A 23,549-nucleotide genomic window follows, 5' to 3' on the forward strand; every position below is an offset into this window, starting at 1 on the left:
CCCCCACGGGGAGGGACATGGAAGGGGGCATAAACTCCGTCCCACAGGCATTCCCCCACCCCTGCCCCGCCCCGTAGGGGAGGGCAATGGGGAAAAGAAACCTTCTTAGAACCCGGGTGCAGGCAGGACCGGCGGCCGCTCGGGCTTCGCGCTCGAGCTCTGCAGTTCCGCTTCCGAGAGGAGCAGCGAGGGCGTGACGACGCTCATCGGCAGGCGCCCCGAATCCCGGTCCAGTTCGGAATCCACGACCTCGTAGTCGTCGCCGGCCTCGGCGACGCGTTCGATGAGGGCGAGCGGGGTCCCCACCAGGTCCAGGTCCCGCACGAGGGTCCGCGCGCCGCTCGCGGCGTCCACCAGATAGACGCGCGTGGGAACGAGACGGAAGGACTGACGGCCCGAGGTCCCCGAACGCTGGGTCCAGGAGTTGCGGCGCTGGATCCAGAGCCCGTAGGGCAGCCCCCTGGCGCGGCAGAGAGCGCGCAGGCGCGCGAGCAGGGCGTCGCGGGAGAGCGTCCGGGCCGGGCGCAGGAAGAGGTTCGATGCGCGCCCCTTGGGCAGACGGCCCGACGCCGCGCGCCCATGCCCGTTGGAGCGCAGGGCGCCGGAGAGCGGGTAGCGCGAGAGCAGGTAGTTCCTGAGCCGCCCTTTCTCGATGAGCGTCACCGCCCGTGCCGGCACCCCCTCGTCGTCGGCCCGGTAGCCGCCCAGCAGCGCGCGGCCGCGATATTCCGAGAGGGTCGGGTCGTCGACGAGCGTGAGGAAGGCCGGCGCCACGCGGGCGCCGAGCTTGCCGCCGAAGGTCTGCGCCCCCGCGGGGTCGCGCTGCTCCTCTCCCGAGAGCCGCGCCGAGAAAGCCTCCAGCACCGCCGCGGCGACGCTGGGGTCGAGGAGCGCCGGGGCGTTGAAGGGCGCGGTCGACGGCGCCGCGCGCAGGGCGTCGATGTCTTCGAGGAGGCCCGCGGCCTCGGCCCGCAGGCGCTGCGCGGAAGGCAGGCGGTCCGCGTCGGGGGCGAGGAAGCTGCGATTGAGCGTGAGCTCGGTCCCCTCGCGGCTGAGCGCGCGGGCGTAGAGCGTCAGCGCGGCGTGACCCTCATCGAGGAGGAGCCGGGTGCCTTCGCTCGTCCACAGGCGCCGGCGGCCGCGCTCCTCCGAAAGGATGACCTCGGAGCTGGTGAGCTGGGGGCGGCGCATCCCGGCGCTGAGGGTCCGGCAGAGCGCCTCCCCCCCCTGCGCGGGGATGCGCGGGGCGGCGGGGGCCGGTTCGACGAGGACATGCGGCGGCTCGGGCGCGAGGTCGTCGCACTCATAGTCGGCCTTGCCCTTGCGCACGCGCTGCGCCTTGCGGCCGAGCCAGCCGGAGAGCGCTCCTCGGTAGTCTCGGTCGAACTGGACCCAGAGCATGTGGCGCAGAGCCTTCACGTCGCCGTCGCGCGGGAGCTGGCGTCCGCGGTCGGCGACCCACGGACCGGCGGGGTGGTTGTCGAGCTGAGGGGAACCGACGCGCAGGTCGACGGTGAGTTCGCGCTCCGCGCTCTGCACGCGGGAGCCGAGGCCGCCGAGGACGCAGCGCAGCGTGGAGCGCTCCGCGTCCGCGACCCGAGCGGCGATGAAATACGGGGCGGGGTTGTCGTCGACGCGCAGCGTCGAGGTGGCGCGCGCGATCTCGGTGCGCACCGCGACATCCAACGCCTCCTCGTCGGCCGAGGTCTCCGCGGCGCGCAGCGGCAGGGCGAGCAGGAGCAGCGGGAAAAGGATCTTCATCGCTCGAGGGGCGAGGGCAGCACGGGGAGACGCGCGCGCTCCTCGGGAAGCCGCTGGAACTCGGCCTCCGAGATGAGGAGGCTCGGCGCGGCCTGGCCGACGGAGACCATCCCGGATTCGGCTCCGCAATGGTGGGTGTTGAGCGGAGCCGTGTCGTCGCCCGCGGCGACGATGCGGTTGAGGAGGGTCAGCGGAGTGCCGACGAGCTTCACCCCTCGCACCGGGGTCTCCTTCCCCGTGCGCGCGTCCACCCGCAGCACGCGCCGCGGCCGCACCTCGAGGGTCTGCGCCAGGGCGCGGGAGACGTCGTTCTGGCCGGAATACGCGCCCACGAGGAGGAAGCCGTAGGACTTGCCGCTCTCGCGGCATAGACGCATGAGGCGGCGCTTGAGCTCGGCGACCGGCGTCCGGACATGGGCCTCGACGACGAGCACCGCCATCCGGGCGACGGGATGCCGGGACGGCTCGGCGCGGCCGTGCCCGTTCGAAGCCGGAAAGCCCTTCGCGGGCCAGCGCGACATCAGGAAGCCCTTCAGCACGCCGTGGTCGACGAGCGTCGCGCGCCGTGCCGCGACCCCCTCGTCGTCGTAGCGGTAGCCGCCGTGCGACGGCTTCCCCCCGAGCTCCTCGAGCGTCGGGTCGTCGTAGAGGCTGATGAACTCGGGCAGGATGCGCTGGCCGACCCGGTCGCGGAAGAGTCCGCTCTGCGCGGGGTCGCGCTGACGCTGGCCCTCGAGCTTGTGGCCCAGCGCCTCATGGAAGAGCACGGAGGAGAAATCCGGGTCGGCGAGCGCGGGCGCCGCGACGGGCTCCTGTAGCGGCGCGGCGCGGTCGGCCATGAGCTCGTCGAGCATCTTCACGAGGCCCGCGCGGGCCACCTCGAGGGAGGGTAGTCCATCGGCCGTTCGGGAGACCCAGCTCCGCTGGGCCTCGAGCTCCATCCCGTCCTCCGCGCGCGTGCGCGCGAAGGCGACCAGACGCGCCGGCGCCTGTTCCGCCGGGGAGGCGATGCGGGTCCCCTCGGTGGTCATCAGCCAGCGCCGCGTCCACGGAAGGTCGACGTAGGCGTGTCCGTCGAGGAGATGCGGGCGGCCCCGGAAGACCGTCGAGAGGGCGCGCACGCGCTCCGGCCAGTCTCCCGGCTCGGAGACGGGCGAAGGCTCCTCGTCGCGCGCGGGGGTCTCAACGGAGAAGTCGGGGAGCCCGTCGGGGTCCGGCTCCACGGCGCGGCGGGCCTTCTTCTCGAGCCAGCCGGCGAGCGCGCTCTTGTACGCCGCGTCCGTGAGCCGCCAGAGCTGATGGCGCAGGGTCTCGCCCCCGCCGGTGGCCTGGGAGCTGACGCCGTTGTAGCCCGGCCCCGTGTTGTCGAGCTTCGGGGAGCCGACGCGGGCTTCCACGTAGAGCGTGCGCTCCTCGCGCTCGGAGCGGCCGAGCGGCGCCCCGAGGGAAGCCGACCAGCTGCGGGTCCGCCGCTCGGTGAGCCGGTAGAGGAGGAAGTAGGGCGGCCCCTCGCCTTCGAGGGAGAGCCCCTTCATCGAGCGCGCGAGCTCCGCCTCCATGGCGGAAAAGACCTCGTCGTCGGGTCCCGCCCCGGCCCCGGCGGCGGGAGCGAGCAGCAGGAGAGCGAGGAGCTGCGCCCTCAGAAGCGCCGCCCCAGCAGGAGCTCCTTCCAGAGCTGCTTGAGGAAGACGATCCCCACGGGCAGGGATTCCGCCGTGCTCTCGCCGCCGGCGCGCTGGTTCTCGCGGGTGGGGATCTCGACGACGCGCAGGCCGAGCTTCATGGCGCGGATGGACATCTGGTATTCGATGACGAAGCCCGGGGCGTCGGCCTTCATGCGCTCGAAGGCCGTCTTGCGCAGACCGCGGAAGCCGTTGATGGTGTCCGTGACGTAGGGCCCGCCGTTCCAGAGCAGGTTCGCGATGAGCGTGAAGGTCTGGTTCACCCACTTGCGCAGGCGCAGGAGCTGGACGTCCTCCTCGTTGACCGCGCCCTCCATCATCCGCGAAGCGATGGCCATGTCGGCGCCCTTCTCGAGCTCGGCGAAGAGCCGGGGGATGTCGGCCGGCTCCTCGTTGCCGTCGAGGCTGAAGAAGACGACGTTCTCTCCCCGGGCTTCGCGCATGCCGAGCTGGAAGGCGACGCCGCGGCCGCGTCGCTCCTGCACGACGACGCGCAGACCCTTCGACTTGAGGAAATCGATCGTCCCGTCCTTCGAACCGCCGTCCACGGCGAAGACCTCGTCGGCCGCCGCGAGCGGCACCGTCGGCAGGACCTTCGGCGCGGCCTCGATCTCGTTGAACGTCAGTAGGACCAGGCTCCGCCTCACTTCCCCTCCCTGCGGCGATACCAGTCGATCGTGCGGCCGAGCCCCTCGCGCAGCGTCACCGAGGCCGCGAAGCCGGCCTTCTCGTGCGCCTTGCGGACGTCGCAGTTCCGCCGCGGCTGGCCGGCGGGCTTGCTCGGGTCGAACTCGACGCGCGCCTTCGAGCCGCAGAGTTCGAGCACCAGAGCCACGAGGTCCCGGATCGGGACCTCCTCGTCGGTGCCGAGGTTGAGCGCGTCGCACTCGGCGTAGCGCTCGGCGGCCATGAGCATGCCGCGCGCCGTGTCCGTGACGTAGAGGAAGGCCCGCGTCTGCGCCCCGTCCCCCCAGACCCGCACCGGGTCCTCTCCCGAAAGGACGCGCCGCACCAGCGCGGGGACGACGTGGGAGACCTCGGGGTCGAAGTGGTCGCGGGGACCGTAGGTGTTGTAGGGCCGCGCGAGAGCGACGCGCAGGCCGAACTCCTTATGGCAGGCGAGAGCCTCGAACTCCGCCATGCGCTTGGCCCAGCCGTAGCCTTCGTTCGTGTCCTCGGGCCAGTCGCGGAAGCCCTCGCTCTCCGGCGTGGGGACCGTGCAGTGGCGCGGGTAGACGCAGGCCGAGCTGGTCATCAGCACGCGCTCGGCGCCCGCGGCGACCGCGGCCTCGAGGACGGCGCTGTTCATGCGCAGGTTGTCCCGGAACATGAGCGCCGGATGGCGCACGTTGTAGCCCACCCCGCCGACCTTCGCGGCGAGGTGCAGGACGACGTCGTGTCCGCGCGCGACGCGCGCGGCCGCGGCGGGGTCCCGGAGGTCGACGCGCTCGAAGCGGTAGCGCCCCTCGACGACGGCGAGGTTCTCGAGGGCTCCGTTGGAGAGGTCGTCGGCGACCGTGACGTCGGCCTTGCCGGCCGCCAGGAGCAGTTCGACGAGGTGGCTGCCGATGAAGCCGGCGCCCCCCGTCACGAGCACGCGTCGTCCGTCCCAGAAGCTCATGCGTCCTCCTGCGTCCAAAGTCTCAGCGCGGAGCCGACGCGCTCGAGCGCGCAGGCGGCGAAAGGGAAGACGAGCGGCATCAGCGGCACGCGGTAGCGGATCACCGCCCAGAACACCATGTAGGTGAAGGTCACCGCCCCGAGGACGGACGCCGGCACCCAGCAGGCGGGGCGGCGCGCGCAGCCGAGGAGTAGGCCGATGAGCGCGAGCGGCAGGATCCAGCCGTCGGAGAGCAGGCTCGCCCACTGGATGAGGCGGTAGGAGGTCCCGTAGTCGCGGGGGTAGGGATAGAGCCGCCAGAGCTTGAGGAAGCTCCCGCCGAGACGCTTCGCGAAGCCCGCGGGATGGGCGCGGATCCAGTCCAGGGCCGCGCGGTAGAAGAGCGCGTCCTTGTCTTCCTCGCTGAGCTTCACCGCGGCCTGCGCCGTGGCGTCGGCCCGAAGGTATGCCTGCTCCCCCGGCGTCCCGGCGGCGTCGTCGGGGACGATGAAGCCGATGTAGATGTGGTTGCCGCCGCCGTTGATGCCGGGGATGAAGCGGTGGAAGACGCTCGCGTTGCGCAGCGGCCAGAGCGCGAAGAGCGCGACGTAGGCCGCGAGGAAGAGTCCGGCCCCGCGCCGCAGGTCCAGCGAGCGCGAGCGCCCGACGAGGACGGCGGCCGCGGCGGCCGCGAGGCCCGCGGGCAGGAAGGCGGAGTTCGTCAGGGGATTGAGCGCCCAGATTGCGCCGGCCAGCAGCCAGCGCGGCGCGCCGGCCGTTCTCCACCCGCGCCGTCCCTTCGGCGCTCCGGGGCGCTGAAGGGGCCAGAGGTCCTTGAAGTCCAGCGCATCGAGCAGCAGCCAGACGCTCCACGCCAGCAGGAACGCCTGGAAGGTCTCCCGCCGCGGCAGCGCCGTGTAATAAAGCAGCTGCGGATGGAACGCGGCCATGAGCGCGGCGAGCCAGGCGCAGCGCGGCCCGAAGAGGCGCAGGCCGAGCAGCCAGACCAGCCAGACCGTGAGGACGCCCAGCAGGCAGTGAAGCGCGAGGACCGCGCGGTAGCGCGGCCCGCTCACGGCGTAGAGCCCGGCGAGCACGAGCGGGTAGCCCGGCTCGCGCATGGCGGTGAGGCGGCCCTCGAGGTCCCGCAGGGTCCCGTCCTGGAGGAGGGTCCCGGCCAGGTGATGGTACATGTCGAGGTTCGGGACGCCGCCGTCGGGCAGGCCCTGGGGGAAGAGGACGCAGAAGAGGACGCGTGCGGCGAGCGCGGCGGCCAGCAGGAGCAGCAGCCAGCGCCGGGTGCTCATGCGTCCGGGCGGTCCGCGCGCCGCGCGCGATGCGCTTCGCGGTCCCAGAGAAGGCGCGCGATGGCGGCGACCGCGGAGAAGCCGAGCAGCTCGATGCCGATGAGCGTGAACATCGCTCCGACGACGGCGAAGACCCAGAACTCCTGCCCCGTCCCGGGCACGGGGATGTCCCCCGTCGCGAGGTAGGAGGAGAGCGGGCGCCGGTTCAGCCACAGAGCGAAGAAGAGGCTGGCCACGCCGAAGACCGGGAAGCGCCGCAGCAGCGCCCCTCGCCAGCCGCCGGCGCGGAACGGGTCCTCGCCGCGATGGATGAGCTCGGTGAGCGCCTGGGCGACGAGTCCGAGCGCGAGCAGGAACACCGCCGCGCCGAGGAGGACGGTCACCAGGACGATGCGGAAGATCATCCAGTCCTCGAGCCGCGCGTTCGCGAGGTAGAAGCCGACAGGCGCAGAGGGGCCGCCGAGGCGCAGGAACAGGAAGGGCAGCGAGGTCCCGGCGAGGAGGAGGGCCGAGAAGCCGAAGAACGTCGTCGGGCGGTAGGTCGCCGCCGTCTGCAGGATGATGGTCAGGAAACGCCAGCCGTCGCGCAGAACGCTGAGCTTCGAGCGGCCGGTGCGTTCGGCGTAGGGCATCGGGCTCTCGGCGATATGCAGGCGCGGGTCGAGCACCGCCCGCACGCTCATCGCGGGCGTGAAGTCGAGGCCGTCGGGGAGCGGGGCGAGGCGCTCGAGCGCCGGTCGGCGGAGCACGCGCATCCCGCTGGCGGTGTCGGTGACGCCGCCCCCGGCGATGAGGTTGAGCAGTGTCCGGAAGAGCCAGTTGCCCAGGCGCCGGACGGCGGGCATGCGGCTGCCGGGGTGCATGCGCGAGCCGAGCGCGACGTCGGCACCGTCCTGGGCCAGGCGCAGCAGCTCGGCGAAGAACTCGGGGTCGCAGGTGCCGTCGGCGTCGAGGAAGCCCAGCCAGTCGCCGCGCGCGGCCTCGAAGCCGGTCTTGATGGCGGCCCCGTAGCCGCGGTTGTCGGGGTAGGCGATGACCTTCACGCCCGTCACCGCGCGCGCGAGCTCTTCGGTGCGGTCGCTGGAGCCGTCGCTGACGAGGAGGACCTCGACCTCCTCGAGCCCCCGGGCCTCCTTCAGGCGCGGGACGGCCGCGAGCGAGCGGCGCAGGATGTCGACGACGGCCTGCTCCTCGTTGTAGGCGGGGATGACGATCGAGAAGACGCGGTTCACCGGTCGCCCTCGAGCCAGGTCCAGAGTCGCTCGAGCCCCTCGGAGACGGTGGTCCGCGGCGCCCAGCCGAGCTCGCGGCGGACGCGGCGGACGTCGGAGACGTAGACGCGCTGGTCGCCCGGCCGCCAGCCGCGGCGCGCGACGCGCAGGGAGCGGCCCTGGCGGCGCTCGATCCACGCGATGAGCTGGAGCAGGGAAAGGGTGTTGCGCGGCCCGCCGCCCACGTTGAAGACGCGGCCCGCGGTGCGGCCGCGGCGGCGCCAGCAGAGCTCGAAGAGGTCGACGAGGTCGTCGACGTGGAGCGCATCGCGCACCTGGCGTCCGTCGCCGAAGAGCGTCACGCCCCGGCCGGCCTGCGCGGCCTTCATGAAGTGCGCGAGCCAGCCCTGGTCCTCGTTGCCCTGCTGGTGCTGGCCATAGATGCAGGACTGGCGAAGGACCACGGTGGGCAGGCCGTAGATGCGGTGGTAGTCGCGGAAGTACTGGTCGGCGGCGCCCTTCGAGCAGCCGTAGGGCGAGTGGAAGTCGAGGAGCTCCGTCTCGTCGACTCCGTGGGGGCGCCCGACGTAGCGCCAGCGTCCGTCGGCGCCGAGGACCGTGCGCACGGCCTCCATCTCGCCGTAGACCTTGTTCGTCGAGGTGTAGAGCGCGAAGGGCGGGCGGCGCAGGCCGCGCAGGGCCTCGAGGACGTTGAAGGCCCCGAGCGCGTTGCGTTCGAAGTCGGAGCGCGGGTCGGTCACGGAGGTCGTGACGGCGACCTGCGCGGCGAGGTGGAGGACCAGCTCGAGACGGTCGGCGCGGCGCGCGAAGAAGCGCCGCACGGCTCCCGCGTCGCGGACGTCGATGCGCGCGAAGTCGAGGGGGCCCTGGCGGCGCAGCCAGGCGAGGTTGCGGTCCACCCCGCGGCGCGAGAGGTCGTCGAGGACCGAGACCCGCCAGCCGCGCGCGAGGAAGCGCGCCGCCGCGTTGACTCCGATGAAGCCGGCTCCGCCGGTGACGATGACGCGCGGGGCGCTCATGCTCCCCTCCGTTCGAAGTAGAAGATGCGGAACAGCGACAGATAGGAGCGCAGGTTGCGGGGGATGTTCATCGCGCTCTTCCCCTTCTTGAGGCCGTAATCGTAGACGAAGGGCACCTCGCGCACTTCGCGGACGAACGCCCGCAGCCGCAGGAGCATCTCCGCGTTGCAGGCGAAGCCGCCCGCGCTCGTGAAGCGCTCGCCGAACGCCCCGAGGGCGCGGGCGAGCGGTCCGGCGCGATAGGCGCGGTAGAAGATGGTGTAGTCGCGCACGCCGGGGACGCGACAGAGCACGGAGAGCAGGGCGTTGGCCCCGCGGCTGAGGAGCAGGCGCTTGGGCGGGAAGTTCCGGTAGGCGCCGCCCGGAGCATAGCGCGAGGCGATGACGAGGTCGCAGGGCGGCGTCAGGGCGTCGAGCATGGCGCTCAGGGCCGCGGGGTCGCTGGTCCCGTCGCCCTCGAGCATGACGATCGGGTCGTCCTCCGCGGCTCCCGCGACGGCGGCGCGCAGGCCGGTCAGGAAGGCGGCGGCGATCCCGCGGTTGCCCTCGTGGAAGAGCGGCGTCAAGGGGTGCCGGAGGGCGAGCTCGCGCAGAAGGGCGGCGGTGCCGTCGCGGCTGCCGTCGTCGACGATGAACAGCCGGTAGGGCCGGCCGAGCGCCGCGAAGGCCTCGCGCAGGGTCTCGCAGAGGCGCGGGAGGTTCTTCTCCTCGTTGTAGGCGGGGATGACGCAGCGGACTTCGCGCGCGGGCATGCGCGTATATTAACAGATGGGCGGGAGAGGGAGCTACCGGAGGACTACAGGGCCCAGGGCTTCGGAAGGGGAAGGCCCCGGGCGTACGCTTCCCAATCCGCGCGGCCGTCCTTCATCGCGCGCAGGCCTTCGCGCAGACCGGCCAGCGGCCGTCCCAGCCGGCGCGCGAGCCGGGAAGAGTCGAGCGAGCTGTCCGCGGGACGCGGCGTCCCCCCCGCCGGGCACAGCTCGGAGAGCGGCACGCTCTCGACGCGGGAGCCGTCGAACCCGAAGACCTCGGCGACGGCGCGCGCGAGCTCGAGGCGCGAGACCTTTTCGGAGCCGGCCGCGTGGAAGAGGCCGGAGGCGCCCGCCGCGGCGAGCTCGGCGACGGCGGCGGCGAGGGCCGGAGCCCAGGTCGGGTTGTAGCGCTGGTCGCGGGCGCAGCGCAGCGGGGTCCCGGCGGCGAGCGAACGCAGGACCTGGAGCACGAAGTTCCGCGGCCCGAGCTCCCAGCCGTAGATGGCCGAGGTGCGCACGACGAGGGCCGAGGGATCGGCCCGCGCGAGCTCGCGCTCGACTTCGAGCTTCTGGCGGCCGTACTCGTTGAGCGGGGACGGGGGATCGTCCTCGCAGTAGCCGCCCCGCGCTCCGTCGAAGACGTAGTCCGACGAGAAGAAGACGAAGCGGGCCCCGGCGGCGCGGGAGGCGCGCGCGGCGGCGAGCGTCGCCTCCACGTTGAGCCGGCGGGTCTCGGCGGGGTTGCGCTCGCAGTAGTCCACGAAGGGGTTCGAGGCGGGGAAGAAGACGACCTCGGGGCGGACGCGCTCCAGGACGTGCGAGAACGCCCCCTCGGTCCGGACGTCGAGGGACACGAGGTCCGGCAGCGGGAGGTCGTAGGTCGTGCCCGCGGCCTCCCAGCCCGGGCGGCCGCGCAGATGCCTCCAGAAGGCGTGTCCGAGCAGGCCGGTGGCGCCGACGATGAGCGCTCTCATCGGTGGATTATATTATTTCGCGCGGGCGAGCCGGGCGCGCAGCCACTCGAGCGCCGCATGCCGCGAGGACTCGTCGATGAGCTTCCAGCCGATGCCGTAGTAGAACGCCGTCCCCGCCGCGCCGACGACGACGAGGGAGAACCAGCCGGAGACGAGGGGCCGGACGAGGACGACGGCCGCGAGCAGGGCGGCGGCCGCGAGGAAGGGCCGCAGACAGGCTTCGCGGAGGTAGCGGCCCCAGCGGAGGTCGAGCAGGCTGCGGTGGACGTGCCGCATGAAGAGCGGGGTGACGAGCCACTCCGCGGCGAGGAGGCCGAAGGCCGCTCCCGCGATGCCCCAGCGCGGGATGAGGAGCGGCCAGAGCCCGACGAGGAGCAGGGCCTTGGCGCCCTGCATCGCGCCGGAGAGCTCGGGCGCCCCGGCGGCGAGCGCGACGTAGTGCGGCAGCTCCGTGGCGAGGTAGGCGAGGTTCGCGAGGAGGAGGAGGCGGAAGGGCCAGGTCCCGCGCAGACCGAAGTCGGCCCCGAGCCAGAGGGTCAGGAACTGCGGGATGAGCATGAAGAGCAGGACGGTCAGCGGGAGGATGACGAAGAGCGAGAGCTCCGTCGACTTCACGTAGAGGCGCCGCAGGCGCGCGCGCTCGCCGCGGCCCTCGAGCTCGGCCATCATGGGGAGGACCGTGTCGGCGACGACGCAGCAGAGGATGTTGAAGCGCCGCGCGAGCGCGGAGGCGGCGGAGTAGAAGCCGAGCTCGGCCAGCGGGAGCATCCCGCCGATGAGCAGGCGGTCTCCCTGATACATGAGCAGCCAGAAGACCTGGGCGAAGACGCTCTTGCCGGCGAAGCCGAGGAAGGCGCGGCGCTCGCCGCTCGCGTAGGGGCCTGCGCCGCCGGAGAGCTCGCGGCGCAGCAGCGCGAGCGCCAGGACGGCAAGCGCGGCCATGACGGCGGCGAAGGCCGCCGCGACCCGCGGCAGCCCCCCGCCGAGCGCGAGCACGGCCGCCGCGGCCGCCAGCGGCAGGCCGGCCTCGAGGGCCTTGAGGGCGTTGTAGGCGCGGAAGCGCTGGAGCCCGTAGAGGGCGTTGAGCGCGCACTGCAGGAGGAAGTAGAAGGGTGCCGCGACCGCGGTCCAGAGCAGGACCCCCGCGGCGCTCTCGACGACGGAGACCCGGGCCGAGACGATCCAGTCGGCCGCGCCATGGCGCCAGAAGAGCAGGGCGGCCCCCCCGACGAGCGCGGCGAGGAGGTGCAGGAGGACGGAGAAGCGCAGCATCGCGCCGAGGAGTCCCCGCTCCCCGCGGCCGCCGTAGAGGGCCCCGTAGCGCTGCGTCGCAAAGCCGGCGCCGCAGGTCAGCATCATCAGGTAGCCGAGGAAGGTCCCGATGAGCGTGTAGAGCGCATAGCCGTCGGGACCGAGCCCGCGCACGACGAGCGGGGTGAGGAGGAGGGCGGCGGCGAGGGCGGCGAGCTGGCCGGCGAGGTTGATGGCGGCGCCGCTGAGCACGCGCGGCGCGAGCGGACCGGACCCCGGGGAGTCCTCCGACGGTTGCGGCGCCTGCGCGTCCTCCGGTCCGCTCATGACGGCCATATCTTATAATACCGGCGCATGGAGATATCGGCCGTCCTGACGAACTTCGACTGCGCGCGCTTCCTCCCGGAGGCGCTGGCCTCCGTCTTCGCCCAGGACGCGGCGCCCTTCGAGACGGTCGTCGTCGACGACGGCTCCCGCGACGGCTCGCGCGAGGCCGCGCGTCCCTGGGAGGACCGCGTGCGCTGGGTGGACGTCCCCCATGGGGGACAGGCTTCGGCCCTCAACGCCGCGCTGCCGCTCTGCCGCGGGGAGTGGGTGGCCTTCCTCGAGACCGACGACGTCTGGGCGCCGGAGAAGCTCCGCGCCGTCGCCGACGCCGTGCGCGCGGAGCCGGACCTCGTCGCCGTCCAGCACGGGCTGCGCCAGGCCGACGAGCGCCTGCGCCCGAAGCCCACGGCCCTTCCCGCGCGGCCGCTGCGCTGGACGCTCGAGGACTTCCTCGCCGGGCGCACCCTGCTCACGGGGATGAGCGGGCTCGCGGTCCGGCGCGCCGCGCTCGAAGCGCTGCTCCCGCTGCCCGCCGAGCTCATCACCTGCGTCGACGAGTACCTCCAGCCGCGCCTGCTCGACCTCGGCCCGATGCGCCACCTCCCGGGCTCGCTCGGCCTGCGCCGCGTCCACGGCGCCAACCACTACGCGGGCGTGCGCGTGGACGCGCGGCGCCTCGAGGCGTACCTCCGCCTCAAGGACGCGAACAAGCGCCTGCGCGAGGACTTCCTGAGCTCCCGCGGCCTGACCCTCGACGCCGCGCGGCGGCTGCACGAGCGCCGCGAGCGCGCCGAGTTGGAGCTCTTCCGACACCGCCTGGGCGGGCGCTGGAGCGGGGCGTGGGCGTCCCTGCGCGAAGCCGCCGCGAGCTGCGGAAGCTCGCTGCACGCGCTCTTCAAGGCCTCGACGCTCCTCATCGCGCTGGCCTCCCCGAGCGCCTACCTCCTCCTCCAGTCCGCCTACGAGCGCGTCCGCATCGCGCTCTCCCGGGAACGGCTGTGAGCTGCCCCGGCTGCCTGGAGCCCGCCGAGGGACGTCTCCTCGGGGAGCACCGCGACCCCGTCGCGGGCGGCCGCTACCGGCTGCTCCGCTGCCCCGCCTGCGCGCTCGTCTACGCCGACCCGCGCGTCTCGCCGGGCGCCGACTTCTACCGCCGCGTGCACTCGGGCGAGACCCGCGCCTGGGGAGAGGATTGGCGCCACCGCGTCTTCTTCGACGCCGGCCTCCCGCCGGGAAGGCTCTTCGACGTCGGCTGCGGCGATGGCCGCTTCCTCCTCGAGGCCCGCGCGCGGGGCTGGACGGTCTCCGGCGTCGACTTCAACGGGGACTACGTCGCGGCCGCCCGCGCGTCGGGACTCGAGGACGTCGAGCTCGGGGACGTCTTCGACGCCCTCGCCCGCCGGCGCGGCTGCGCCGCGATCACGCTCTTCGACGCGCTCGAGCACATGAGCGAGCCGGCGCGCCTGCTCGAGGCGCTGCGGGACGCCCTCTCCCCGGGCGGGCATCTCGCGCTGGCCGTTCCCGACGCCGCGCGGCCCCTGCTGAGCGAGGCGAACCGGGAGCGCTACGACTTCCCCCCCTACCACTTCACCCGCTGGACCGAGGACAGCCTCCGCCGGGCCCTCGCCCGCGCCGGCTTCGAGCCCGTGCTGTTCCTGCACTCGCCGCTGCACCTCGGCTTCTTCGCCGGACAGCTCTACTACCGCGCGCTCTACGCCCTCTTCCCCCTGTTCAAACGGCTCCTCACCGGGGCGAAGAAGGGCGAGGAAGGGCGCACCTTCAGCGAGCTCCTCGCAAAGGACGGCGGCCGCATGGGGGCCCTCGCCGACCCGGACCGGCGTCAGCGCATCGTCGACGCCGGCTACCTCGCCGCCCGCGTCCTCCTCTTCCCGCTCGACGCGCCGCTCGTCCTCGCCTTCCGCCTCCTCGCTCCCCATCGCGGCCGGACGCTCTTCGCGCTGGCGAAAAAGCGTTGACGCCGCGCATCCTCGCCGTCTTCGGCACGCGCCCAGAGCTCGTCAAGCTCGCCCCGCTCTTCGCGGAGCTCCGGCGCGCCGGCCTCGCCCCGCGCCTCGTCTCGACGGCCCAGCACCGCGGCCTCCTCGACGACGCCCTCGCCGCCTTCGGCGTCCGCCCCCACCTGGACCTCGACCTCATGCGCGAGGGCCAGCGCCCCGCCGAGGTGCTCGCGCGCCTGCGCCGGCGCCTGCCGGACGTCCTGCGCCGCGAGCGGCCCGACCTCGTGCTCGTGCAGGGCGACACCGCGAGCGCCTGCGCCGCGGCCCTCTGCGCCCGGGAGCTCGGCATCCCCGTCGCGCACGTCGAGGCCGGCCTGCGCAGCGGCGACCTCCGAAACCCCTGGCCCGAGGAGGGCCAGCGCATCCGCATCGACCGCGCGGCGTCCATGCTCTTCGCCCCGACGCGCAGGGCGAAGCGCAACCTCCTGCGGGAGCGGCTGAAGGGAGAGGTCTTCGTGACGGGGAACACCGGCGTCGACGCGCTCAAGGCGCGGCTGCGACGGCCCCTGCCGGGAAGCGCCCTGCTGCGCCGCCTGCCGCGCGGAGCGCGGCTCCTGCTCGCGACGCTGCACCGGCGCGAGAGCTTCGGGCGGCCGCTGGCGGGGATGCTGCGGGCCCTGGTCGGTCTCGCCGAACGGCGCGCCGACCTGCACGTCGTCTTCCCGGTGCACCCGAACCCCGCGGTGCGCGCCGCGGCCCGCGCGCTCCGCCATCCGCGCGTGCACGCGACCCCGCCGCTGCCCTACCCGGAGTTCCTCGCGCTCCTGCGCCGAAGCGACCTGCTGCTGACGGATTCCGGAGGCCTCCAAGAGGAGGCGCCGGTCCTGCGCGTGCCGACGCTGGTCGCGCGCAAGGTCACCGAGCGGCCCGAGCTGCTCGAATCGGGCGGCGGGCTCCTCGTGGGCACCGACCCGGCCCGCATCGCGCGGGCGGTCGGGCGCATCCTCGACGACGACGCCCTGCGCCGCCGCATGCGCCGCGCCGGCTCCCCCTTCGGCGACGGCCGCGCCGCGCGGCGCATCGCGCGCTTCCTGCGCTGGCGCTTCGGGCTGGGCTCCCGTCCGGCCGAATGGACCGGCGGAGTTAGAACAGCTTGCGGCCGGAGGAGAGCTCGCGCTCCCAGCGCGCGAGAAACTCCTCGCGCGCGAGCTCGCGCGCCCCGAGGCGCTCGAGGTGCGGGGTGAGCTGCTGGATGTCGATCCACTCGAGCCCGCGCGCCGACAGTCGCTCGAGCAGGTGCAGCAGGGCGAGCTTGGAGGCGTCGGGGCGCCGGTGGAACATGCTCTCTCCCGAGAAGGCGCCGCCCGCGTCCACGCCGTAGACACCCCCGACGAGCTCCCCGCCCTCCCAGGCCTCCACGCTGTGCGCCCCTCCGAGACGGTGGAGCCGGCAGTAGGCCGCGACCATGTCCGGCGTGATCCAGGTCCCGCGCTGTCCGGGTCGCGGCGAGAGCGCGCAGGCCTCGATGACGGCGCGGAAGGCCCGGTCGACGGTATAGGCGAACGGCTTCTTCCTCGCGGCGCGCAGGCTGCGCGGGAGGTGGAGCCGCGCGCGCTCGAGCACGGCGCGCCTCGGCGGACAGAACCAGAGCAGGGGCAGGCCCTCGTGCGGCCAGGGGAAGATGCCGCGGCGATAGGCGGCGCGCAGAGTCTCCGGCCGGAGGTCGCCGCCGACGGCGACGACGCCCTCGGGGGTGGATTCGCGGGGATCGGGGAAGACGGGGACCGTCAGAACCCCTTGAAGTCCGGCTCGTACTGGCGGTGCCAGAGCTCGAGCATGAGCAGCGCCCACATGCGGTAGCCGTGGTCGCGGCGCCCGCTCTGGTGCTCGTTCCAGACGGCCTCGAGCGCGGAGCGCTCGAAGTAGCCGCGGCCGAGCGCCGCGGAGGAGAGGACGTGGTCGCGCCAGTAGTCCTTGAGGCGGCCGCGGAACCAGGGCCCGAGCGGGATGCCGAAGCCCATCTTCCCGCGCCGGTGGATGGAGGCCGGGAGCTCCTTCGCGAAGGCCTTCTTGAGGATCCACTTGTGGCCCCTGAGACCCTTGAGCTTCCAATCGCCGGGCAGGCCGTAGACGAGCTCGACGAACTCGTGGTCGAGGAAGGGCGAGCGCGCCTCCAGCGAGACGGCCATGGAGGCGATGTCCATCTTCGTCATGAGGCATTCCGGCAGATAGGTCTGGAAGTCGGCGTAGAGGAGGCGGTTGACGAAGTCCTCGCCCTTCGCGCGGGCGAAGGCGAGGTCGAGGTAGCGGGCCGCGTCGGCGCGCTCGTGCCCGCCGTCGATGCCCATCGCGCGCTTCATCGACTCCGTGTAGAGGCCCTTCTTGTCCTCCTCGGAGAAGTAGCAGACCATCTTGAGGTGGCGCGCGGCGAGGTCGGTGAACACGGCCGAGCGCATGAAGCGCTTGAGCCGCCAGAAGAAGGAGAAGGGCGCCTGCGCCTCGGGGAGCAGCTCGGTGCCGCCCTGCATGACCTTGCGCAGCGGCGCGGGCACGGCGTCGAAATAGCGCGCGGCCTTCATCGCGAAGTAGCGGATGTAGCCGGCGAAGTTCTCGTCGCCGCCGTCGCCGTTGAGGGCCACGGTCACGAAGCGGCGGGTCTCGCGGGAGACGTAGTACGAAGGGAGGGCGCTCGCGTCGGCGTAGGGCTCGCCGTAGTGCCAGGCGAGCTTGGGGAGGATGTCCGCCATGTCGGCGGTGACGATGAACTCGGTGTGGTCGGTGCCGCAGGCGTTGGCGACCTGGCGGGCGTAGGGCAGCTCGGAGAACTCCTTCTCCTCGAAGCCGATGGAGAAGGTCTTCACCGGCCGCTCCGAGAGCCCGCTCATGAGGGCCACGATGATGGAGGAGTCCACCCCGCCCGAGAGGAAGGCGCCGAGCGGCACATCCGAGATCATGCGCAGGCGCACCGACTCGCGCAGCTTCTCGCGGATGAGCTCACAGGCCTCCTCCGGGTCCGTCGTGGCAGGCTTGCCCCCCAGCGGCAGGTCCCAGTAGCGCTCGATGCGCACTACGCCCTTCTCGAAGGTGAGGTGATGGGCCGGCGGCAGCTTATGGACGCTCTTGTAGATGGTGTGCGGACTCGGGATGTACTGCAGGGAGAGGAAGTAGTCGATCGACTTCGCGTTGAGCTCGCGCTCGATCCCGGGCCAGACGAGGAGCGTGCGCAGCTCGGAGCCGAAAGCGAGGAAGCCGTGTCCGAGCGCGTAGAAGAGCGGCTTCTTGCCGATGCGGTCGCGGGCGATGAAGAGGCTGCGGCGGCGGCTGTCCCAGACGGCGAAGGCGAACATGCCGCGCAGGCGCTTGACGCAGGCGGCTCCCTCCTTCTCGTAGAGCGCGAGGATGACCTCGGTGTCGCTCTTCGTGCGGAAAGGGTAGCCGGCCGCCTCGAGCGGGGCGCGCAGCTCCTGGAAGTTGTAGATCTCGCCGTTGAAGACGATGGTCAGCGCGCCGTCGCGGCTCGACATCGGCTGATGCCCGGTCGAGAGGTCGATGATGGAGAGCCGGCGCATCGCCAGCCCCGCGTACTCGTCGCAATAGAGGCCCTCGTCGTCGGGACCGCGGTGCGTGATGGAGTCGTTCGCCTTCTTGAGGAGGGCGCGGTCGACCTTGCCGGGCGCGCTATGGACGATGCCGGTGATGCCGCACATGAAGCCCGATTATAACAGTTGGGAGGGACGGCTACTCGGAGATGTCGCCGTTGGAAGGACGGGCGGACGGCGTCGGCTTCGACGCGGCCGGCTTGGGCGCGGGCGCCTCGGCGGGAACGGCGGGAGCGGGCACGACCGGCAAGGCCTTGAGTTCCGGGACCGGTCTGGGCGCCGGAGACGCAAGCGGCTTGGACGCGGGAGGGGCAGCGGGCGCGACGGCGGCCGCCCGTTCGACCGGCCGACGCCGCGGCTCCGGCGCGGCGGCGTAACTCTTGAGCTCGCCGTTCCCCCAGCGCAAGGTCAGGCTCATGCGATGGGTGTTCCCGAGGTCGCCGAAAGGAACGAACGCGTAGTCGAACCCGAAACCCTTCTTCCCCACCCCGAACCCCACGCTCACCCCGGGGCCCGCCTCGTTGCGCGTCGCGTAGCCCAAGCGCAGCGCGAAGAGCTCCACCGGCCGCATCTCCGCACCGATGTTCACCAGAAGGCCCTCGCTGCGCTCCTTCGTCATGTCCAGCGCGAGAACGACCGGGCGCTCCCGCACCGCGAAGTCGAAGGCCCCGCCGAAGCGCAGGTTCAAGGGCAGGTTCTCGTCGTTCCTCTCGAACTTCACGCTCGGGCCGAGGTTCTGCAGCGCCGCGCCGAGCTTCAGCCCCTGCAGCTCGGCCGAGCGGTAGAGCACGCCGAAGTCCGCCGCGTAGCCCTGCGCGTTCGTCCCGTCGATGCTCCCCCGGATGAGCTTGAGCGCACCGCCGACGCCGAAGTCCTCGGCGAAGCGGCGACCGTAGCCGCCGCCCAGGGCCAGGTCCGAGGCCCCGAAGTCGCCCGAGCCGTCCGGGTTCGAGATGGTCGTCCGGGTCAGGCTGCCGTAGTCCACGTAGTTGAGCAGGGCCCCGAAGCCCGAGCGGGAGGCGAAGCCGAGGTATTCCTGGGTGATCCCCTCGAAGTGCTGGTTGTGCATGAAGGTCGCTTCATGGCCGTCCACCCAGGCCAGCCCGCCCGGATTATACAGGAGGGCGTTCGCGTCCCCCGCCAGAGCGGTGTAGGCCCCGCCCATCGCCACCGCCCGCGCGTTGCCGTCCAGGAACAGGAAATTAAAGGGCTCCGCGCCGGCCGCCCGGGCGTGCCGGGCCGTCCCCGCGAGGAGCAGGGAGACCGACAAGGCCGACAGGAGACGCTTCATGCTCATCGGATGATCGCGATCTTCCGCACCACTTCCTTCTGCCCCGGCGCGCTCACGACCGCCAGGTACACGCCGCTGGCGACCTGCCCGCCCTCGTCGTTGCTCGCGTCCCACTGGACCTTCCCGGAGGTCCCCGCGTCGAAGTGCGCGACGAGCTGACCCGTCACCGTGTAGACTCGGATCTTCGAGCTGTTCGGCAGATTCTCGAAGATGATCCCGGAGTTCGCGTTCGAAGGATCGTAGGGAACCCCGTCATCCGTGCTGTCGTTGTTGGGCCGGAAGGGCGAGGGGTAGATGCGCAGGGCGCTGAGGTCCGACGAGGTCGGAACGACCAGCGCGAAGAAGCTGAAGTGCGGCGTGGGAGCGCTCACCGTCTTCGCCGTCCGATCGACGCTCGCGGCTCCCTCCTTGCGCCACTCCCCGCCCGCCGTGTCGTGAGCATAGACCACCAGGCGGTCGGCCCGGCAGCTCGTCCCATCCACGATCCCGTCGTCATTGTCATCCTTATACGAGAGCGTCACCGTCGCCGTCTTGCCGCTCGAAAGCTGACTCTGTCCGTTCGAGAGCGTGATCTCGACCGAGGCCCCGGCCGATTCGATGCCTGTGGGGAGGATCGGCAGCGCCGAGGGGTTGTTCGTCACCGCCACGGCGACCGTCGAGGCCGACAGCGCGTCGGCAGGGATGAGCACCTTCGTCGTCTGCGCCGAGCCCTCGTCGGCCGCCTGCACGGTGTTCGCCACCGACTGGTAGACCACCTGCTCCTTCTTCACCTTCCCGCCGCCCTGGCTCGTCTCGCTGATGTCGAAGTCGACGGGGGCGTTGGTGACCGAGATCGTGATGATGGCGGGGGCGGCGTCAACGGCACTGTAGACGTCGGTGGCTTGCGCACGCAGTTCGTAGTCGCCGGCCGCCAGCCCCGTGACGTCCCAGTGCACGAAGTAGGGCGCTTCGAGGTCGGGGTTGGGGTGGTTCGCGTTGGCCGCGACGATGTCCGTCCACGCGACGCCTCCCGCCGCACGATACTGGAACAGGACCTGCTTCGTCTGCCCTTCCGAGCCCAGCGTCAGCTCCGCCATCACCGTCACGCGGTTGCCCTTGATGCGCTTGCCGCTCTGCGGCACCTTGATGGCCGCCTTGACGCCGGTGAGACTCTCCATCGCAACGGCCTGGGCCGCGACACGGGTGTTGGAATCCTCGAGAGCGCAGCGGTTGTAGGCGCGCAGACCGAAGCGGTAGACCGTGCCGTCGACGAGCGCGCCCGTCGTGAAGCTCGTCACCGTGGAGCTCAGGACCGCGAAGGGCGAGCCGTAATCGACCGTCCCGGTGCCATTATCCCAATAGAGTCGGTATTCGACGGCATCCCCCGAGGAGGCGGGCTCCCAGAGCAGCCCGATGCGGCGGCCCGAGAGGCTCTCGGCGCTCAAGCTCCCGGGAGCCAGCGGCGTGGAGCCCGCGGTGACGAACTGGAGGGCGTCAGTGGCCGTCGCCTCCCCCGCGATGTTCCGGTAGCGGACCCGGTACTGGTAGGTCGAGCACGCCTGCAGGCCCGTGTCCAGATGCGTGGTCGCCGCGGCACTCAGGCGTTCCGAGTAGACGGCGCTGTCGGTCGAGCGCTCCAGCTGCGCGAGCGTCCAGGCGGGATTCGAGTTCCAAGACCAGTGCAGCGCGGCGCTCGTGATGAAGAGCGTCGCAGCGATCCCCGTCGGCGGAGCCGCCAGCGTCCACGCCGTCGCCGAAGGAGAGAGCGGCCCTGCGCCGCTGACGTTGCATCCGCGCAGAACGAAGCCGTAGGTCGCGTTCGGCAGCAGCCCCTGCTGGATGTACGGCGGCGCCGCGACGTTCGCGAGGAGGATACCCGAACTCGCCTGGAAGACCTCGTAGCCGGTCGCGCCTGGCAGCAGCGACCAGGTCCAACTGATGGAGGAGATCCCGAGCACTGCCGCGGTCGGCGTGCCGGCCTGCGAAGGCGGCACGGGCAGGGTGCACGTCGAGCCCAAGGGAGCATAGGGCCCTCCCGCCGTGAGGGCGAGCCGCGCATAATAGGTCGTCTGCGACTGAAGTCCCGCGAACGAGACGCGCGAATCGTAGGAGCCGGTGGAGGCCTGTAGAGCCCCGAAGTCGGCCGCGGTGGAGAGCTGGACAAGGAACTCGGTGCCGGAGCGTACGGTCGCGCCCCAGCGCACGACGAGGCTCCCGCTCGAGACGTCGGTGAAGCCCGCCGCAGCGACCGTGCCGCCGGAGAAATCCACTGCAGGCAGGCGCACGAGCTTCGCGTCCGAGAGGAAGGCCCCCGCGTGCACGCGCAGCTGGTAGTAGCCGGGCGGGACGCCGGCGGGGATGCGGAAGCTCAGGTCGCCGGAGGACCAGCTCGCCTCGAAGACGGTGCTGCTCAGGTCGACGACGCGCGGGGAGGCGAGCGTGGCGCCCCAGTCTCCGGCCTGCATGGCCCGCAGGGTGACCCGCGGCGGCTCGACGCCCTGCCAGGACCGCCCCGTGAAGGTGCTCCCATAGACCGTGTTGCGTCCCGTCGTGGAGACGACCACGGGATAGGAGGAGCTGCCGTTGACGGAGGCGATGACGGGCCGGAAGGCGGGGACGAGGCGCTGGTCGTACTCGGAGAAGAAGGCCTTCTCGGCGCTCGCGAGCGGACCGACGAAATCCGAGCCCCCGACGAGGAGGACTCCCCCGTCGGGCAGCGCGACCATCGACTGCCCGTTGCGCGCGGCGAGCAGGGTCGGACCGACCGCCCAGGCGTTCTTCACGGGGTCATAGACCGCGGAGGTCGGGTGGGTCTGTCCGGCGTTGTAGCCGCCCGAGACGAGGACTTTCCCGCTCGGCAGCAGGGCCGCGGTATGCGCGATGCGGGTGACGCCCAGCGCGGCCGCGGCGGACCAGGTCCCCGCGGCGGGGTCGTAGAGCTCCGCGCTCTGCAGGTAGGTCGCCGGCGTCTGATAGCCGCCGGTCACGAGCACCTTGCCGTTGAAGAGGAGCGTCGCGGTGTGGTCGTAGCGCGGCGTCGCCATGGAGCCCGTCACGGTCCAGGTCCCGGTGACCGGGTCGTAGAGCTCGCAGGAGGAGAGCGAGGCGGTGTTCCGTCCGCCGACGGCAAGGACCTTGCCGTCGGGGAGGATGGTCAGGCTGTGGCGATAGCGCTTGACGCTCATGCCGCCGGTCGGCGACCAGGTCCCCGCGGCGGGATCGTAGAGCTCCGATGCGCTGAACGAGTCTGTGATGTTCGCGCCTCCCGCCGCCAGGACCTTGTCGTTGGGGAGCAGGACCATCGGGAAGTTGTAGCGGGCGGCCCCCATGTCCCCGGTCGGCGTCCAGTTCCCGGAGACCGGGTCGTAGATCTCGGACTTGCTCGTCACGGTGTCGGGACCGGTCTGGTCCTGACCGGCGGCCATAAGAACGCGCCCGTCGGAGAGCAGCGCGCTGCCCGGCGACATGCGCGGGGTCGCCATCGGGTTGGCGAGCGACCAGCTGTTGAGGGCCGGGTCGTAGAGCTCCGCGACGTCCTTGACGACCGCGCCCGACTGCCCGCCGACCGCGAGGACCTTCCCGTTCGGAAGGGGCACGGTCGTGACGGCGGTGCGGACGCCCGACATCGCGCCGGCGCTCGTCCAGACGCCGACGTTGGGGTCGAAGAGGTCCAGACTCGCGGAGTAGGCGGGGGCGAGGCTCGCTCCCCCCGCCACGAGCACCTTCCCGTTGAGGAGGACCACCATCTCCTGGGCGAGGCGGCCCGAGGACATCGAGCCGCCGGAGCTCCAGGTGCCGGAGGAGGGGTTGAAGATCTCGGCGCTCGCATGCGCGGTGCCGGCGTTGTAGCCGCCGTTGACGAGCACGCGGCCGTCGGGCAGGAGGACGCCGGCGAAAAGCATGCGGGTCGTCGTCAGGGAGCCCGTCGTCGTCCAGACCCCGGTGGAGGGGTCGTAGATCTCGGCGGAGCTCAGATAGAGCGAGCCGGTGCTGTAGCCGCCCGCGGTGAGGACCTTGCCGCTCGCCATGAGGACGGCGACATGCTCGTAGCGTCCGACATTGAGAGAGCCGGTCAGCGTCCAGCTGTTGAGCGCCGGGTCGTAGAGCTCGCAGGTCGCCGTCGAGGAGGAGGTCGTGCTGCCGCCGGCGACGAGCACCTTGCCGCTGGGGAGCAGAGCGGCGGCGTGGACCTGCCGGGCGTAGACCATGCTCCCGGCCGAGGACCAGCCGTTGCTGCCCGGGTCGAAGAGCTCGGCGCTCATGAGCGCGGTCCCCGCCCCGTTCAAGCCGCCGCTGATGAGGACGCGGCCGTCGGGAAGCACGGTCGCCCGGTGGAGCTGGCGCGCGGTCGCGAGCGGGGGCCCCGCCGACCAGAGTCCGGTCGCCGGGTCGTAGAGCTCGACGCTGGCGACCGGCACGTCCCCCGTCGTCGCGCCGCCGGCGACGAGGACGCGCCCGTCGCGCAGGAGGGTGGCCGTATGGCGCCAGCGGCCCGTCGTCAGGGCGCCGGCGCTCGTGACCGTGTTGCGGACCGGGTCGTAGATCTCCGTGCTGGAGACCGTCCCGGCGTTCTTGCCGCCCGTGAGGAGGACCCGGCCATCGGGCAGCATCGCCGCGGCGAAGGTCTCGCGGGCCTCGGCCATCGAGGGAGCGGTCGTCCAGCTGGCGGCAGACGCGGGGAGGGCCTCAGCGAGGAGGCAGGCGATGAGGACGGCGAAGAGCGGGATTCGGCGCATGGGACGGGTGCCCCCATTTTATAGCGCCTAAAAGCAATGCTGTCAATACATTCAAAATCAGCACTTATAAACAGCGTTTAT

17 protein-coding genes are annotated in these 23,549 nt (G+C 72.1%); 3 read left to right on the top strand and 14 right to left on the bottom strand.

Annotation, left to right across the window (positions count from 1 at the left end):
• Positions 1 to 105: 105 nt before the first annotated feature.
• The 10 genes from WC969_08610 to WC969_08655 all read right to left on the bottom strand — a co-directional run bounded on the left by WC969_08610 (position 106) and on the right by WC969_08655 (position 11,905).
• Entirely contained in the window at positions 106 to 1,761 is a 1,656-nt protein-coding gene (locus tag WC969_08610; protein MFA6029900.1) for a metallopeptidase TldD-related protein, read from the bottom strand.
• Positions 1,758 to 3,320 carry a TldD/PmbA family protein gene (locus tag WC969_08615; GenBank protein MFA6029901.1) on the bottom strand — a complete coding sequence of 521 codons (1,563 nt, stop codon included), beginning with the start codon at positions 3,318 to 3,320 and terminating at the stop codon, positions 1,758 to 1,760. The genes WC969_08610 and WC969_08615 overlap by 4 nt, the downstream gene beginning before the upstream one ends.
• Positions 3,321 to 3,400: 80 nt before the next feature.
• Positions 3,401 to 4,090, bottom strand: a complete 690-nt coding sequence (locus WC969_08620) for a glycosyltransferase family 2 protein (GenBank protein ID MFA6029902.1) — start codon at positions 4,088 to 4,090, stop codon at positions 3,401 to 3,403.
• Positions 4,087 to 5,064 carry an NAD-dependent epimerase/dehydratase family protein gene (locus WC969_08625; GenBank protein MFA6029903.1) on the bottom strand — a complete coding sequence of 326 codons (978 nt, stop codon included), beginning with the start codon at positions 5,062 to 5,064 and terminating at the stop codon, positions 4,087 to 4,089. Before WC969_08625 ends, WC969_08620 begins: the two co-directional genes overlap by 4 nt.
• Positions 5,061 to 6,350: a glycosyltransferase family 39 protein gene (locus WC969_08630; GenBank protein MFA6029904.1), complete on the bottom strand. Its 1,290-nt coding sequence runs from the start codon at positions 6,348 to 6,350 to the stop codon at positions 5,061 to 5,063. The genes WC969_08625 and WC969_08630 overlap by 4 nt, the downstream gene beginning before the upstream one ends.
• Positions 6,347 to 7,582: a glycosyltransferase family 2 protein gene (locus WC969_08635; GenBank protein ID MFA6029905.1), complete on the bottom strand. Its 1,236-nt coding sequence runs from the start codon at positions 7,580 to 7,582 to the stop codon at positions 6,347 to 6,349. The genes WC969_08630 and WC969_08635 overlap by 4 nt, the downstream gene beginning before the upstream one ends.
• Positions 7,579 to 8,601: a GDP-mannose 4,6-dehydratase gene (locus tag WC969_08640; GenBank protein MFA6029906.1), complete on the bottom strand. Its 1,023-nt coding sequence runs from the start codon at positions 8,599 to 8,601 to the stop codon at positions 7,579 to 7,581. Before WC969_08640 ends, WC969_08635 begins: the two co-directional genes overlap by 4 nt.
• The gene (locus WC969_08645; GenBank protein MFA6029907.1) at positions 8,598 to 9,353 is read right to left on the bottom strand and encodes a glycosyltransferase family 2 protein; all 756 of its coding nucleotides are present in this window, start codon (positions 9,351 to 9,353) and stop codon (positions 8,598 to 8,600) included. The genes WC969_08640 and WC969_08645 overlap by 4 nt, the downstream gene beginning before the upstream one ends.
• Positions 9,354 to 9,397: 44 nt before the next feature.
• On the bottom strand, positions 9,398 to 10,327 hold the full coding sequence (locus WC969_08650) for an SDR family oxidoreductase (GenBank protein MFA6029908.1): 930 nt from the start codon (positions 10,325 to 10,327) through the stop codon (positions 9,398 to 9,400).
• A 12-nt stretch (positions 10,328 to 10,339) separates the two neighbouring features.
• Complete coding sequence (locus tag WC969_08655; protein MFA6029909.1) at positions 10,340 to 11,905, bottom strand: oligosaccharide flippase family protein; 1,566 nt, start codon at positions 11,903 to 11,905, stop codon at positions 10,340 to 10,342.
• 27 nt (positions 11,906 to 11,932) lie between these two features.
• Here WC969_08655 and WC969_08660 point away from each other — a divergent pair, with 27 nt between their 5' ends.
• The 3 genes from WC969_08660 to wecB are packed head-to-tail and all read left to right on the top strand — an operon-like array spanning position 11,933 to position 15,107.
• Positions 11,933 to 12,907, top strand: a complete 975-nt coding sequence (locus WC969_08660; GenBank protein ID MFA6029910.1) for a glycosyltransferase family A protein — start codon at positions 11,933 to 11,935, stop codon at positions 12,905 to 12,907.
• Positions 12,904 to 13,881 carry a class I SAM-dependent methyltransferase gene (locus WC969_08665; protein ID MFA6029911.1) on the top strand — a complete coding sequence of 326 codons (978 nt, stop codon included), beginning with the start codon at positions 12,904 to 12,906 and terminating at the stop codon, positions 13,879 to 13,881. The genes WC969_08660 and WC969_08665 overlap by 4 nt, the downstream gene beginning before the upstream one ends.
• On the top strand, positions 13,878 to 15,107 hold the full coding sequence (wecB, locus tag WC969_08670) for a UDP-N-acetylglucosamine 2-epimerase (non-hydrolyzing) (GenBank protein ID MFA6029912.1): 1,230 nt from the start codon (positions 13,878 to 13,880) through the stop codon (positions 15,105 to 15,107). The genes WC969_08665 and wecB overlap by 4 nt, the downstream gene beginning before the upstream one ends.
• Here the strand turns inward: wecB and aat are convergent.
• The 4 genes from aat to WC969_08690 are packed head-to-tail and all read right to left on the bottom strand — an operon-like array spanning position 15,007 to position 23,468.
• Positions 15,007 to 15,714, bottom strand: a complete 708-nt coding sequence (gene aat, locus WC969_08675) for a leucyl/phenylalanyl-tRNA--protein transferase (protein MFA6029913.1) — start codon at positions 15,712 to 15,714, stop codon at positions 15,007 to 15,009. The two genes, wecB and aat, sit on opposite strands and share 101 nt — an antisense overlap.
• Positions 15,651 to 17,570 carry an asparagine synthase (glutamine-hydrolyzing) gene (gene asnB / locus WC969_08680; protein ID MFA6029914.1) on the bottom strand — a complete coding sequence of 640 codons (1,920 nt, stop codon included), beginning with the start codon at positions 17,568 to 17,570 and terminating at the stop codon, positions 15,651 to 15,653. The genes aat and asnB overlap by 64 nt, the downstream gene beginning before the upstream one ends.
• Positions 17,571 to 17,601: 31 nt before the next feature.
• Complete coding sequence (locus WC969_08685; GenBank protein MFA6029915.1) at positions 17,602 to 18,753, bottom strand: PorV/PorQ family protein; 1,152 nt, start codon at positions 18,751 to 18,753, stop codon at positions 17,602 to 17,604.
• 2 nt (positions 18,754 to 18,755) lie between these two features.
• The gene (locus WC969_08690; GenBank protein ID MFA6029916.1) at positions 18,756 to 23,468 is read right to left on the bottom strand and encodes a kelch repeat-containing protein; all 4,713 of its coding nucleotides are present in this window, start codon (positions 23,466 to 23,468) and stop codon (positions 18,756 to 18,758) included.
• Between the last annotated feature and the right edge of the window lie 81 nt (positions 23,469 to 23,549).

It is taken from the genome of Elusimicrobiota bacterium, assembly GCA_041660925.1.
GTDB lineage: Bacteria > Elusimicrobiota > Elusimicrobia > UBA1565 > UBA1565 > JBAZUV01.